Origin of the sequence: Mucilaginibacter sp. NFX135, assembly GCF_048565145.1 — a bacterium.
GTDB lineage: Bacteria > Bacteroidota > Bacteroidia > Sphingobacteriales > Sphingobacteriaceae > Mucilaginibacter.
This window is the reverse complement of the sequence record NZ_CP183412.1, coordinates 3,464,893-3,479,863: the sequence shown is the minus strand read 5'-3', so window position 1 is coordinate 3,479,863 and position 14,971 is coordinate 3,464,893. Positions and strand designations below refer to the sequence as shown.

Annotated in this window: 12 protein-coding genes and 1 other RNA gene; 9 read left to right on the top strand and 4 right to left on the bottom strand. The window is 42.0% G+C overall.

Annotated elements, in window-relative coordinates; genetic code table 11:
• Window positions 1–210 precede the first annotated feature (210 nt).
• Window positions 211–1,386, top strand: a complete 1,176-nt coding sequence (locus ACNURT_RS14575; RefSeq protein ID WP_419698293.1) for an IS4 family transposase — start codon at window positions 211–213, stop codon at window positions 1,384–1,386.
• 147 nt (window positions 1,387–1,533) lie between these two features.
• Here the strand turns inward: ACNURT_RS14575 and ACNURT_RS14570 are convergent, their stop codons facing one another.
• Entirely contained in the window at window positions 1,534–1,932 is a 399-nt protein-coding gene (locus ACNURT_RS14570; RefSeq protein WP_419698292.1) for a DUF3574 domain-containing protein, read from the bottom strand.
• A gap of 201 nt (window positions 1,933–2,133) precedes the next feature.
• Here ACNURT_RS14570 and rnpB point away from each other — a divergent pair.
• The 6 genes from rnpB to ACNURT_RS14540 all read left to right on the top strand — a co-directional run bounded on the left by rnpB (window position 2,134) and on the right by ACNURT_RS14540 (window position 9,323).
• Window positions 2,134–2,520, top strand: an RNA gene (gene rnpB / locus ACNURT_RS14565) — RNase P RNA component class A.
• 231 nt (window positions 2,521–2,751) lie between these two features.
• The gene (locus ACNURT_RS14560) at window positions 2,752–4,131 is read left to right on the top strand and encodes a sigma-54-dependent transcriptional regulator (protein WP_419698291.1); all 1,380 of its coding nucleotides are present in this window, start codon (window positions 2,752–2,754) and stop codon (window positions 4,129–4,131) included.
• Between the two features lie 100 nt (window positions 4,132–4,231).
• Entirely contained in the window at window positions 4,232–4,693 is a 462-nt protein-coding gene (locus ACNURT_RS14555) for a hypothetical protein (protein WP_419698290.1), read from the top strand.
• A 14-nt stretch (window positions 4,694–4,707) separates the two neighbouring features.
• The gene (locus ACNURT_RS14550; RefSeq protein ID WP_419698289.1) at window positions 4,708–6,519 is read left to right on the top strand and encodes a hypothetical protein; all 1,812 of its coding nucleotides are present in this window, start codon (window positions 4,708–4,710) and stop codon (window positions 6,517–6,519) included.
• 46 nt (window positions 6,520–6,565) lie between these two features.
• Window positions 6,566–8,353, top strand: coding sequence for a translation elongation factor 4 (gene lepA, locus ACNURT_RS14545; protein WP_370999413.1), 1,788 nt, complete (start codon window positions 6,566–6,568; stop codon window positions 8,351–8,353).
• 88 nt (window positions 8,354–8,441) lie between these two features.
• Window positions 8,442–9,323, top strand: a complete 882-nt coding sequence (locus tag ACNURT_RS14540) for a bifunctional 5,10-methylenetetrahydrofolate dehydrogenase/5,10-methenyltetrahydrofolate cyclohydrolase (RefSeq protein ID WP_419698288.1) — start codon at window positions 8,442–8,444, stop codon at window positions 9,321–9,323.
• 83 nt (window positions 9,324–9,406) lie between these two features.
• Here ACNURT_RS14540 and ACNURT_RS14535 read toward each other — a convergent pair whose 3' ends face one another.
• From ACNURT_RS14535 to ACNURT_RS14525, 3 genes are read right to left on the bottom strand one after another with little or no spacing between them, the layout of a single operon-like run.
• Entirely contained in the window at window positions 9,407–11,011 is a 1,605-nt protein-coding gene (locus tag ACNURT_RS14535; protein WP_419698287.1) for a Na+/H+ antiporter, read from the bottom strand.
• Between the two features lie 47 nt (window positions 11,012–11,058).
• A complete protein-coding gene (locus ACNURT_RS14530) occupies window positions 11,059–11,391 on the bottom strand; it encodes a Rieske (2Fe-2S) protein (protein ID WP_419698286.1) in 333 nt (110 codons plus the stop codon).
• A gap of 38 nt (window positions 11,392–11,429) precedes the next feature.
• A complete protein-coding gene (locus tag ACNURT_RS14525; protein WP_419698285.1) occupies window positions 11,430–12,194 on the bottom strand; it encodes a hypothetical protein in 765 nt (254 codons plus the stop codon).
• A 197-nt stretch (window positions 12,195–12,391) separates the two neighbouring features.
• Here ACNURT_RS14525 and ACNURT_RS14520 point away from each other — a divergent pair, with 197 nt between their 5' ends.
• Both ACNURT_RS14520 and ACNURT_RS14515 read left to right on the top strand, forming a co-directional pair.
• Window positions 12,392–13,015: a 7-carboxy-7-deazaguanine synthase QueE gene (locus ACNURT_RS14520; protein WP_419698284.1), complete on the top strand. Its 624-nt coding sequence runs from the start codon at window positions 12,392–12,394 to the stop codon at window positions 13,013–13,015.
• Between the two features lie 39 nt (window positions 13,016–13,054).
• A complete protein-coding gene (locus ACNURT_RS14515; RefSeq protein ID WP_419698283.1) occupies window positions 13,055–14,956 on the top strand; it encodes an OmpA family protein in 1,902 nt (633 codons plus the stop codon).
• Window positions 14,957–14,971: the final 15 nt, after the last annotated feature.

The following is a 14,971-nucleotide window of genomic DNA, read 5'->3' as shown; positions in this document are numbered from 1 at the left end:
GTACGAGGAGAAACTATCTCTCGACCATCGGGAGAAATCTTTTTCGCGCGATAAGTCGGACGCAAAAGATTTCTCCTCACCCCCACGCTCAATTCCAACGCTTGTTCGTTCGAAATGACAAACCCATTTTATGATTGTTGTTCCGCAGTCGCTCGGCTCCAGCCCACAGGTGTTGGGAAGACGAATGGATAACCTTAACTTTAGGGGTATATGCGAGTACCCGACTTGTTGAAGTTGATTCCGGAGGAACGTCTTTCTTTTTTGGTTGACCATCATAAAACCGACCACAAAGTAAAGAAGCTGCCGGCTTCTTTACTTTTTAAATTATTGCTTTACAGTCAGTTCGAGGTAAAACAGAACAGTCTGAGAGTAATGGAGAATATTTTTAACTCTTATGCATTCAGCCATCTATCTGACAAACCGACAACGCAAAAGATACACTATAGTTCTATAAGTGAACGCCTAAGCCGCGCAGATGCGAGCTTTTTCGAAGCTTTATACACGGATTGTCTCGAACGTTTTTCAGCACAATTACCTCCAAAAGGTAATAAGCGACATCAATTATTGCGTTTTGATTCAACCCTGATATCGCTTTCTTCTAAGCTGATCAAGATCGGATTCCGTTCAGGAGGCAGTCAGGAACATGTAAAGCAGCTCAAATTCACCGTCGGTTTTTCAGAACTACCTGAATATGTGTCCTTTCATCACGAAGCTACGTTTAACAGCGAAAACGTGGCTTTGAAACAGGCTATTCTGAACTGTCCTATATCGGATAAATGTATTGTTGTTGTCGATGCCGGCTTACAGTCAAGGGATGCTTATGACCAGCTTTTCGACCAGGGTATCAGTTTCATTACCCGGGTCAATCCTAACCCGAGAAGTGTAGTTATCGAAGAAAACAGCTTACCCGAAGCCAATCCACAAGCCAACGGATTACAATTGATAGCAGACCGTAAGGTTTACTTATATAACAGGAACGGCAAAAAGACAAAGAATGCTTATCGCTATATCGAGGCGGTCAAACCTGATAATACAACCCTTGCTTTCCTGAGTAATATCTTTGATCTTCAAGCTCATGAGATTGCTGGACTGTATAAAAAACGGTGGGATATCGACGTGTTTTTCAAGTTCATTAAACAGGAACTTAACTTTTCTCATTTACTATCCAGAAGTATCAATGGTATCAAGTCTGTATTATATGTCAGGATGATATTATCGCTGTTGATCATAACTTATCAAAAGTTAAATCAGATCAAAAGCAGCAAGTCTGCCAAACAACAGTTTGCCCTGGAAATGGAGGCCGAACTCATGAAGTTTATTGTAAGACTTTATGGTGGAGACCCTGACAAACCGCCTCCGAACGGCCATCATACCCCTTTCTGGTAACTCTTCCCAACACCTGTGGGCTCCAGCCGAGTGACGACTATTGCCAGGCCTCTGGCCTGCGATTCAAATATAAATCTTGCTTTCTACAGCGGCCGGAGGCCGGGTTATAACGGTCACTCGGCTGGAGCCGAGCGACTGCAATAGTTATTACTGTGTCTTACTAATAAATTGCACATTGGTTTTACTGTCTGATCTCAGTACACTTTGCTGCCTGAACCGGCGGATATATAGCTGAGCTATGCTATCCAGCGCCGCGTTGCGCTGTTTGCTGGGTTTTCCAAAAAAGGTAGCCACTTTGGTAGGTTCGGTTATAGTTACTTTTGTTTTGGTATCCTTCCAGCGCCCGTCGGCGTTCCATTCGGTATATCCTTCCGGGAAAAAATGACTGATCACACTGTCGCTAAAAGCTTTCCATTGTTGTTCGCTAACTTGTCCGCCATCGGGAATATCCCTTCCAAAAAACAGATCGCTCCGCTGATAAGTAGCACAGGAGGCTAAGCCAATACAAAATAATAAGGGTAAAATTCGATAGATATTCTTTTTCATAGGTGTAAAAGGTTTGGTATACATCAAAAATAATAAAAAAAACAAAATTTAATTATTGTTTAGTTTGTTTAATCAATGATTACAAAAAAACCTCACCCAACCCTCTCCAAAGGAGAGAGCTTTAAACCATGTTTTGAAGTCTCCCCCTTTGGGGGAGATTTAGAGGGGGCTACCCTTCCACAAAAAATCCCTACCTTTGCACCTGCAAAACGTTCTATCGCTGCTGTCTTGTACAGCGGAGGAAAGTCCGGGCAACACAGAGCATCCTGCTTCCTAACGGGAAGGCGCCGGCAGCCGGCGACAGCAAGTGCAACAGAAAACAAACCGCCACGATTTATCGGGGTAAGGGTGAAACCGTGAGGTAAGAGCTCACGACGTTTCCGGGTGACCGGAAATGATGGTAAACCTCAGGAGTTGAAAAACCAAATAGGTCCCGGAAGTGGAGTTGCTCGCTTCCGCAATTCGCCAACTGGCGGATCACTCCGGGATGGGTAGGTTGTTTAAACCTGTCAGCAATGGCAGGGCCAGATAAATGATAGAATCCCGATTTATCGGGAACAGAACCCGGCTTACAGATTTGCTGCTGAATTATATAACCCTTTCCTGCAAACAGGAAGGGGTTATTTTTGTTACAAGCTCAAGTGTTTATTTTTCTATACAAAATCTTATATATTAGCACGCTAAAATGAAGCCCTAAGTCTTGAGTTTTAAAGTTTGAAGACATCAATTGGAAGTATTTCAAAATAACCTTCAGACTTGGGACTAAAGACTAAAGACTAAAGACTTAAAAAGACTACCTGATTATATTAAATAAAAAATATGGCTAAAATTTTAATCATTGATGATGAACGGGCGATCCGTAATACATTACGTGAAATATTGGAATATGAAGACTATGATGTGGAAGACGTTGACAATGGGGTTGACGGATTGCAGCTGATTGAAAAAAACGACTACGACCTAGTACTGTGCGATATAAAAATGAACCGCATGGATGGCATGGAAGTACTTACCGAAGGTTTGGCCATAAAACCCGATCTGCCTTTTATCATGATATCTGGCCATGGCACAGTTGAAACAGCTATTGAAGCCAGCAAAAAAGGCGCGTTTGATTTTATATCAAAACCACCTGATCTTAACCGCCTGCTGATTACCGTACGCAACGCACTTGACCGTGGAAGTTTGGTTGTTGAGGCCAAAGTTTTAAAGCGCAAGGTTTCAAAAGTTCGCGAAATTTTAGGTAACTCCCAGGCTATTGTTAAAATAAAGGAAACTATTGATCGTGTAGCCCCTACCGATGCCCGTGTTTTAATCACCGGGGCAAATGGTAGTGGTAAAGAATTAGTGGCCAGGTGGCTGCATGAAAAATCAAACCGCTCTGCCGCACCTATAATTGAAGTTAACTGCGCAGCTATCCCATCTGAATTAATTGAGAGTGAACTTTTTGGTCACGAAAAAGGATCTTTTACATCGGCCATAAAACAGCGCATTGGTAAATTTGAATCGGCAAGCGGCGGTACACTTTTCCTGGATGAGATCGGCGATATGAGCCAATCGGCGCAAGCTAAGGTTTTACGGGCCTTACAGGAAAATAAGATCACTCGTGTAGGCGGCGAAAAAGAAATAGACGTTGATGTGCGTGTAGTTGCCGCAACCAACAAAGACCTGCTGAAAGAAATAGAAGCCGGTAATTTCAGGATGGACCTTTACCACCGCCTGAGTGTGATATTGATACATGTGCCTCCATTGGTTGAACGCAAAGACGATATCCCCCTGCTTACCCAAAGCTTTCTGGACGAGATCTGTAACGAATATGGCATGCCCGTTAAGAAAATATCTGATGCGGCCCTGGATGCTCTGAAAGCCTTACCATGGACAGGTAATATCCGCGAGCTCAGAAACATGGTGGAGCGCCTCATTATCCTGAGCGACAAAACCATTACTGATAGTGATGTTAAAGCATTTGCCAATCCTTCGGCACCTGCTGTAGCGGGTGGTGATGGTAATGGTATGGCGCAGACTGATTTTGATCAATTTAATAACTTCCAGGAATACAAGGATTTTGCCGAGCGGGAATACATCAAATTCAAACTGGAAAAGAATAACTGGAACGTATCAAAAACAGCCGATGATATTGATATACAGCGTAGTCACCTGTATAGTAAAATAGAAAAATTTGGTCTGAAACGAGGCGAATAGTAAACGTATACAAATATTTTAAAAAGTGGTTGAACTTAAGGCTCAATCACTTTTTTTATTGGGTTAAATTTTTTACAATTGTAACAAACCCAATCACGTTATGAGAAACACACTTTTACTATCATTTTGCATTTTCGCCATTGTTGGTTGTACACAGAAGCCAGCTGAAACAGAAAAATCTGCACCACAACCTCTTAGTGGAACCTGGCATTTAATATCGAGCAAAAGCATTACCAAGGGCGATACTGTGGTAACCACTCCTCCAAAAGATCAGGAAATGGTTAAGATATTCAATGGCTCCGATTTTGCCTTTTTTACCCACGACTTGAAAAAGGGAAAAATAGACAAACCTGTTTTCAGCGCAGGCAGCGGTACCTACACCTTACAAGGCAATAACTATGCAGAGCACCTGGCCTATTGCAATGCCCGCGATTGGGAAGGCGGTGATTTTAAATTTACCGTTGAATTTAAACACGATACCTTGATCCAAAAAGGCATTGAAAAAATTGACAGTTTAAAAATTGATCACGAGATCATCGAAACCTATGTTAAACTTCGTTGAGGCTTAGGATCTCTTTGAAAATTTTTGTATATACAGCAGCCTGGTTTTCTGATCAAAAAGAAAAACCGGGCTGTTTGTTTAGTGGAAATATTACAGGCAACTCATGCCGACAGGCTGTTGTAAAAAAATTATCTTTGTGGCGGCTCCATATGAACGTACCATCCGCAAAAACAGCAAAAATGCTCGTGTCCTGTAAATTTACCGTTATTTTATCCCTCACTGTATTATTCTTTAATAACTGCCGGACAGAAAAGCTTAAACCCACAAACGACGGCTCGCAAACTCCTGACGGCACAGTTGTTTCAAAAGATACAACAACCGATGGTTCGCTTATTCCGCATAGTGTAGCTTTAAAGAATATGTTTGGCATTAATGCCTATGAATGGAACTTTTTGCAGGATCCTATCAATCCCAATTTGAAAAGCCATATTTATGAGGCTAATATGGCCGTTATTAAGTCCTTTAGCTCGGTAAGGCATTATATGAACTGGAATAAGCTGGAAAACACCAAAGGCAATTATACCTATAACCCCACTAACAATGGTAGTTGGGACTATGACCTGATATATACCCGCTGTAAACAAGATGGCATTTTTGTGTTGGCCGATCTGAAAAATTGCCCTACATGGCTGGAAAGCACCTATCCTGCTAGTTTACAGGATAATGAAAATGTACCGGCACCCTATGGCCTTAATAAAAGCGACCCGGCAACCTACGCCGACCAGGCGCGCACTGCTTTTCAATTTGCCGCAAGGTATGGTTATAACGGTAATGTAAATAAGGCATTAGTAAAAGTAGATAGTCGCCCGCGATGGACTAATGATCCGCCAAACGAGGTTAAGATCGGTCTTCGCCTTATTAAATATATCGAATGTGATAATGAACGCGATAAATGGTGGAAAAGCGCAGCCACACAGCAAACACCAGAAGAGTACGCCGCAAACATGTCGGCATTTTATGATGGTGACAAAGGCAGATTAGGTAATAATGCCGGTATAAAAACCGCTGATCCTACCATGCAAGTAGTGATGGGCGGTTTGGCTACCTGCGATGTAAGCTGGGTAAAACGAATGGTAGAGTGGTGCCGGAAAAACCGTGGTTACAAAGCTGATGGCACTATCAACCTGTGCTTTGATGTGATCAACTTCCATTTTTATAATAATGATGGCAATATACTTACCCATGCCAGGGCAACTACAGGTGTAGCGCCCGAACTCTCTATGGCTGGCCAAATTGCCGATTCATTTGTGCAGTATGCCAACTCCCTCCCTCAAAAACCTGATGTTTGGGTAACAGAAACGGGTTATGATATTAACCAGGGTAGTTATCAGAAAGCTATAGCCATTGGTGATAAGTCGGTTCTTTTAACCCAGGCCGACTGGATACTAAGAACCTCCCTTCTATATATCAGGCATGGCATCAAAAGAACGTTCTATTACCAATTGCTTGATGATACCCCTGATGTGGATGTTCAGTACGCTACTTCTGGTTTAGCTATAGATGCCAAGCGCAGGCCTGCGGCTGACTATATACTACAGACCAACACACTAATGGGGACTTATGCCTATCAAAGTACCATTAACGCCAATCCCATAGTTGATAAATACGTATCCGGCAGCAAGGTAATGTATGTTTTAGTGATCCCCGACCAAAAAGGCCGCACTGCGAAATACACGCTAAACTTAGGCTTATTAACCTTTAAAGCCAATATTTATACGTTAAAAGCGGGTTCGGATCAGGCTGTAAAAACGCAGGTTTCCACTTCGGCAGGTAAGGTAACAGTAAATGTTTCAGAAACCCCGATCTTTGTAGAAGCAGCTAATTAAAACAGTATATCAAAATCTCATCCTAAAAAGCTATTTTTGCGGTTCAATGGAGCATATTCGTAATTTTTGTATCATAGCACATATTGACCACGGCAAAAGCACACTTGCCGATAGGTTATTGGAATACACCAACACTATTACCCAACGCGAATCGCAGGCACAGTTGCTTGACGATATGGATCTGGAACGCGAACGGGGTATCACCATAAAAAGCCATGCCATACAAATGGATTATGTGCTCGATGGCCAGAAGTACACCCTGAACCTGATAGATACCCCTGGCCACGTAGATTTCTCGTACGAGGTTTCCCGCTCTATAGCAGCATGTGAAGGAGCATTACTTATAGTTGACGCGGCACAAGGTATACAGGCACAAACCATATCCAATTTATACCTGGCATTAGAAAACGACCTGGAGATCATCCCGGTTCTGAACAAAATGGATCTTCCAGGCGCCATGCCTGAAGAGGTGAAAGATCAGATCGTGGAACTGATAGGTTGCAAGCGTGAAGAAATATTGGCCGCATCTGGTAAAACCGGTATGGGTGTTCATGATATATTACGTGCCATTGTTGAGCGTGTACCGGCCCCGGTTGGTGACCCTGAAGCACCTTTACAGGCGTTGATATTTGATTCGGTTTACAACTCGTTTCGTGGCATTGTTGCTTACTTTAAAGTGGTTAACGGGGAGATCCGTAAAGGCGATAAAGTAAAGTTTTTCGCTACAGAAAAACAATATATTGCAGAAGAGGTTGGTACCCTAAAACTAAAACAACAACCAAAAGATGTGATTAAAACCGGCGATGTTGGCTATATTATATCAGGTATAAAAGAATCGCGTGAGGTAAAGGTTGGTGATACCATTACAACTATTAACCGTCCCTGCGAAAGCGGTATTCAAGGTTTTGAGGAAGTAAAACCAATGGTATTTGCCGGTATTTACCCGGTTGATACCGAAGATTACGAAGAACTGCGCGAATCGATGGCTAAACTACAGCTTAATGATGCGTCACTGGTTTTTGAACCTGAGTCATCGGCGGCTTTAGGCTTTGGTTTCCGTTGCGGTTTCCTGGGTATGCTGCACATGGAGATCATCCAGGAACGTTTGGAGCGTGAGTTTAACATGACGGTGATCACCACCGTTCCCAACGTATCATACCTTGCATACACTACAAAAGGCGATGAGATTGTAGTAAACAATCCATCTGATCTTCCGGATCCAAGTAAAATTGATCACGTGGAAGAGCCGTATATTAAAGCAACTATCATTACCAAATCAGAATTTGTAGGCCCGGTAATGTCGCTTTGTATTCAAAAACGGGGTAGCATCGTTAACCAGTCGTACTTAACGTCAGACCGTGTTGAGCTTATATTTGAAATGCCGATGGGCGAGATCGTTTTTGACTTTTATGATAAGTTGAAAACTATTTCAAAAGGTTACGCTTCATTTGATTATCACCAGATAGGTTATCGCCAGTCGGACTTAGTTCGTTTAGATATACGCTTAAACGCAGAGCCTGTTGATGCCTTATCATCCCTGATATTCAGAGGTAACTCTTACGATTTTGGTAAGCGGATCTGCGAAAAATTAAAAGAACTTTTACCGCGTCAGCAATTCGAGATCATCATACAGGCATCAATCGGTGCCAAGATTATAGCTCGCGAAACAGTGAAGGCTTTGCGTAAGGATGTTACCGCTAAATGTTACGGTGGTGATATTTCCCGTAAGCGTAAACTATTGGAGAAACAAAAACAAGGTAAAAAACGCATGCGCCAGGTTGGTAACGTAGAGATACCACAATCGGCATTTATGGCGGTTTTGAAACTGGATTAATTTAGATATCAGACGTTAGATATGAGATTTGAGACAAAAGCTGTCAGTATCTCGTATCTCATATCTCATATCTCACATCTATATTACAATGCAATTACTCGACGGAAAATACGTATCAGAAAAACTCAAGGTTGAAATAGCTGAAGAAGCGGCTAAAATATTACAGCGAACCGGCAGGCAGCCGCACTTGGTAGCTGTTTTGGTTGGTCATGATGGTGGCAGCGAAACTTATGTAGCCAGCAAAATGAAAAACTGCGAAAAAGTTGGTTTTAAGTCGACTTTGGTACGCTATGAGGATGATGTTACTGAAGAAGAACTGCTAAAGAAAGTAGAGGAATTAAATGCCGATGCCGATATTGACGGGATCATTGTGCAACTTCCCCTACCCAAACATATCGATCCGGAAAAAGTAACCGAACGCATTGATCATCGGAAAGATGTGGATGGATTTCACCCGGTAAACCTGGGCCGTATGCAGCGTAATTTACCTTCATTTATACCGGCTACCCCTTATGGTATCACCCTGATGTTGAAAGAATATGGTATCGATACTGTAGGTAAACATTGTGTGGTTGTTGGTCGCAGCAATATTGTAGGCTCGCCAATGAGCATTTTAATGGCCCGTAATACTACGCCAGGTAACTGCACGGTTACTATATGCCACAGCCGTACCCCTGATATTAAAAGCATTACCCTACAGGCCGATATCCTGATCGTAGCTATTGGTAAAAAGAATTTCATCACTGCCGATATGGTAAAAGAAGGTGTAGTAGTAGTTGATGTGGGTATGAACCGCGAAACCTCTGCCCTAACCAAATCCGGGTACAAACTATATGGCGATGTTGACTTTGAAAACGTAGCCCCAAAATCGTCATGGATAACCCCGGTACCGGGCGGCGTGGGTTTGATGACCATTATCGGTTTACTCAAAAATACCCTGGCTTCGGCTAATAAAGAGGTTTATCAATAGATTGGTTGATTAAGTGAGTAGTTGATTGAGCTAAATGGGCTCTAACTTAATGCAATCAACTACTTACTTAATCAACACTTTCCTTACTTACTAAATATCTTCATTTCGGCCAAATCAACCTGCATAGCTTGTCTGCGGATGGCTTCATCACTGAACTTTTTCTCTTTCCGTATCAGGTACAGTTCTTTACGCTGGTGCTGATAGATGTCTTTCAGTACTTTTCGATAGATATCTCTTTGTGTTTTGTGGGTATCTCCGTGTGCGAGTGAATCCAGACGTGCTGTGGCGTGTTCCACATTATTTTGAAGCTCGGTTTTTAATAGCTGCAGCAGATAATTGTGCTCAGTTTCGTCAAAATAATGTTCATCGAGCCTTTTTAAAGCTACTTCTGTTAATCTGATCTTGATGGTCATTTCCTGCTGGTCTTCGGGTACCATCGGGTCTGCATCTTTTATATTCATCCACTTAATCAGTATCGGCAATGTAAATCCCTGAAATACCAGTGTGATCAATATTACCACGAAGGTGATAAAAATAATGAGGTTACGATGCGGGAAAGCATGCCCTGCACTGGTTAACAATGGCAAAGAAAGTGCGGCTGCCAGCGATACCACACCGCGCATCCCGGCCCAACCAACAATAAAGGGGTTTTTCCAGCCCGGGTCAGGCTCTGTTGTGCGGATACTTTTAAACAACCAGCGGGGTACGTACGTTCCGGGATAGATCCAGACCAGCCTGATCAAAATAACCACTACGCTGATGATCAAGCCATATCGCCAGGCCTCGGCCAGTGAATAACCATCCAAACCTTTCATAATGGTTGGCAGTTCTAAACCAATGAGTATAAAAACCAATCCGTTGAGGATAATAACCAGGGTTGACCAAACATTAACGGTTTGCATCCGGCTTTGTCCATCGGTAAATATTTCGTGCGACCGATATGAAAGGAACAACCCACCGCTTACCACAGCCATGATACCCGAATAATGAAACTGTTCGGCCGCCAGGTACATAAAATACGGAGATAATAACGTAAGTGCAGCATCTATACCAGCCGTAGTAGGCAAAAAACGATGAATAACATACATCACATGCGCTACAGCCAGGCCAATTACAATACCCATGAAAGTAACCACAAAGAAATCTGTAACGGCCTGATGAAGAGAGAAGTGGCCGGTAAGTACGGCTGCCAAAGCAAAGCGTAGAACAATTAAGCTGGAGGCATCATTAACCAGACTCTCGCCCTCCAATATGGTGGTTATCCTTTTGGGGATCTTAATATTTTTTAAAACTGAAGTGGCGGCAACAGCATCAGGTGGCGATATGATGCCCCCCAGTAAAAAGCCCATAGGCAGCGTAAAGCCAGGTATAATAGCTGTAGCCAGAAAGGCAATGATGGTTGAAGTAAAGATAACCAATCCAAATGCCAGCAGGCTTATCGGGCGCTTCCATTTCCAAAAATCGTTCCATGAGGTATACCAGGCCGCTTCATAAAGTAAAGGCGGTAAAAATATCAGAAATATCAGATCGGGGTCAATGGTTATAATGGGAATCCTGGGTATATAACTGATAACCAAGCCAGCTAAAACCAAAAATATAGGATAAGCAATGTTTAACTTTTTTGCCAGCATAATCAGCATAAAAGCCGCAAAAAGTAAGATGAGAAGTTGTAACAGGGAATAATGCATAGCTAAAGATAAAGATCAATCGTGTTTTATGAAAAGTTTGAGAGGCATTACCTTCCACTTAACCTCTCCCAAAAAGACTTTATACCTACATAAATCCCATCTTCTCTGAGTTCAACAAGATAAGTGGCTACAAAATCGTTCTGTCCCTCTCCTCCCTTTCCTGTTTCCAAATTGTAGGTATACCGGTGATACGGGCATACGATTTTACCCTTCACACATAAACCTTCGCTCAGGTCGGCCCCGGCATGCGGACAAATGGCAGAAAGTGCATAGATCCGATCTTCAAAACCGACGAGGCAGATACTCTTGCCTCCAGCTTTTATCTTGGTAATAAATGGTTCATTGATATTTTGGATCTCCGGTATTTTATACCACTTCATGAAGTACGTGATTTGACTTCCAAAAGTAATGATTGATCTTAAAAATCGATCTTTAAATTCATTACTGATGGATTTTTGATCACCTCATCCATATTGGTAACCAGTGTTACGCTGCGCCTGTCGGCAGAAAGTATGGCATTGGGGTTATTTAATTTTTTAACAGGTTTGGCAAACTTGAGGATCACTTTATAAGGCATATCTATCAGCATGGCTTTGGCCATCATAAAGGTTGCCTGGGTTTTCTTTAAAAAGGCGTTGAATTTAGCTTTATCAATTATGCGGTAAAACCTATGTGGAGTAATATCGTACGAGTAATAATCCTGGCCGGCCACCATTTGACGGGCGTCAAAGCTTTTACTGGCTTTATCGGCGCTGGTGAATGCGTTGATCCGGCTATTGAGGGCTATTTTTGAAAGGTTTTGAAGATAATATTGTAAATCGACAGCGTTTTTAGCCACATGCGTGATATTTACCTTCATGATACTTTTTTTTAAGTTCATATTGATGGAAAGATCACTGGTTTTAGCCATATTACTTTCTTCGATGCTCATTTTTTGCTGGGTACTATCCGGCATCGCGCTGTAAAAATTCAGCGTTGTATCCTTAACCAGGCTAAACTGAGGTGTTTCTTTTACCGAATCGGACATCAGGTTTACCAATACTGATACAGCTTTACTCATATCAAAACCATAAACAACATTGCAGCTGCCATCGGCTTTAAAATCATATTGTTCTTCAATATCAACACATGAGCTCAAACATAAAATGGCCAGAAAAATTAGGGGCAGGTAGAATTTTTTCATCGGCGTATAGTTTTAGGTTTACAAGGTTTTCATATCAGTTAAGTTAACCCAGTATTAATTCGGCACTGGTTATTAAAATTGAAGTAATAATAAATATTATTAATCGGATTAAAAAGAACAAATTGCGTAAACGTTTTACCTTGTGTTTACCATTCGCCTTTACGCTTTCAGCTTTAATAGGTAACTTTGCAAAAAATATGGCACATCAGATTCCAGACGACGGCACGCTGCTTCCTTTAATGGAAGAATTTTATACGATACAGGGCGAAGGATACAATACAGGTAAAGCGGCTTATTTTATACGCCTTGGCGGTTGCGATGTGGGTTGCCATTGGTGCGATGTTAAAGAAAGCTGGGATGCCGAACTACACCCGCTTACGGCAACTGATCAGATAGTTAGCAACGCATCCGTTCATCCATCCAAAGCTGTTGTTGTTACCGGCGGGGAACCATTGATCTACAATTTAGATTATCTGACCCACCAGCTGCACGAAAAAGGCATCAAAACTTTTATAGAAACGTCTGGAGCTTATCCCCTTTCTGGCGATTGGGATTGGATCTGTCTTTCACCCAAAAAATTCAAAGCGCCTATGCCGCATGTGGCCGAAAATGCTCATGAATTAAAGGTGATCGTATTTAATAAATCAGATTTTGATTGGGCTGAATATCATGCCAAAATGGTATCGCCCGATTGTAAGTTGTATTTGCAGCCCGAATGGTCAAAATCAAAGGAAATGACTCCGCTTATAGTTGATTATGTGATGAATAATCCGCAATGGGAAATATCATTGCAAACGCATAAGTATTTGAATATTCCTTAATATTTGTAACTTACGATAATATTTATCGTATCAAAACAGATGAAGATTGTAATCATTCTGATTTTATCAATTTTTCTTCCTGTTATTGCCTTGGCCCAGCAAAACCAATACACTACCACCAAAAAGGAAGCCATAAAGTATTTTGCCGAGGCCAACCAAAATCTTGATAATCATTTATATGATGAGGCTATTGCCAGTCTTCAAAAAGCGATTAAAGAAGATCCGAATTTTATAGAAGCTCACGCTCAGCTTGCTGATGTATTTCGGTTAAGGCATCTATATAAACCAGCCATTGAGGAATATTTAAAGGTTATAGCCCTTAACCCGGGTCTTAACCGCTCAGTCTATCTCAAAGTTGGCGAGGCCGAAATTACAGAAGCCAAATATCCTCAGGCTCAACAGCATCTGGAAAAATATTTAACGTATCCTGATATCACCCCCGTTAATAAGCTATACGCGCAAAAGCTCATAGCCGATGCTAAATTCAGCATCCAGGCCATGCAGCACCCGGTAGCATATAAGCCTGTGAATATGGGCCCCGAGATCAATACCGCCAATGACGAGTATCTGCCCGTTGCCACGGCCGATGAAAGCTTATTGATATTTACCCGAAAGATCAATAACAACGAAGACTTTTATAAAAGCGCCTATATAAACGGGAAGTGGCAAACAGCTACTTATTTGAGTGACCAGATCAATACATCCCAATACAACGAAGGGGCACAATCCATTTCTCAGGATGGTAAATATTTATTTTTTACAGGCTGCAATCGCCCGGATGGCTTGGGGCGGTGTGATATTTACATTGCTCAAAAAAAAGGTGATGATTGGGGCAAGCCGGTTGATTTAAGTCCGCCGGTAAATACTGCCGGATGGGAATCGCAGCCATCCATAAGCGCTGATGGACGTACACTTTATTTTGTAAGTAACCGGGCCGGAGGTTATGGTGGCTATGATATATGGAAATCAACTTTAGATAATAAAGGTTGGGGGCCGGCAGAAAATCTTGGGCCCAATATCAATACAGCTTATAATGAACAATCTCCTTTTATCCATGCCGATGATAGCACGCTTTATTTTAGCTCCAACGGGTGGCCTGGTTTGGGTAATAAAGATCTTTTTGTAAGTCGTTTGGGGAAAGACGGTAAATGGCAAAAACCCGAAAACCTGGGATACCCCATCAACTCTAACGGCGACGAAAACGGCTTAACTTTAACAGCCAATGGCAACATCGCTTTTTTTGCATCTGATAATCTCAACGGTTATGGTGGTTATGATATTTATACCTTTGAATTGCCTGTAAGTGTAAGGCCGCATGTAGTAACTTATGTAAAAGGCAATGTACATGATGCTAAAAGTAACCACCCGTTGGAAGCAGCCATAGAGATCATCGATCTGCAAAGTAACCAACCGGTTTACCAGGATTACAGCAGTGATGATGAAGGCAGTTTTCTGGCAACTATAACTTCAGGTAAAAACTATGGTCTCAATATCTCCAAAAGTGGTTATATGTTTTATTCGGAAAATTTTTCGCTGGTGGGCTATAAAACCAAAAATCCGTTTAATATTTCTGTATCACTATCGCCTATTGATGTGGGCAGTAAAGTAATCCTGAAGAATATTTTCTTCGATACCAATAAGTTCGATCTGGAATCAGAATCAAAAGCGGAGCTGATGAAACTGATCGAGTTTTTAACGGTGAACCCTGCTGTACATATCGAAATATCGGGCCATACAGATGATGTGGGGCCCGATCAGATCAACCAGACATTGTCTGAAAACCGCGCTAAATCTGTATATCAATATTTAATTACCAATGGTGTGGCTGCTGCACGCCTGGTTTACAAAGGCTACGGTAAAACACAACCGATAGCGCCCAATGATACCGATGAGAACAGGGCAAAAAACCGGCGTACCGAGTTTAAAATTATTTCTAAATGAAAGGATAGTAATTGG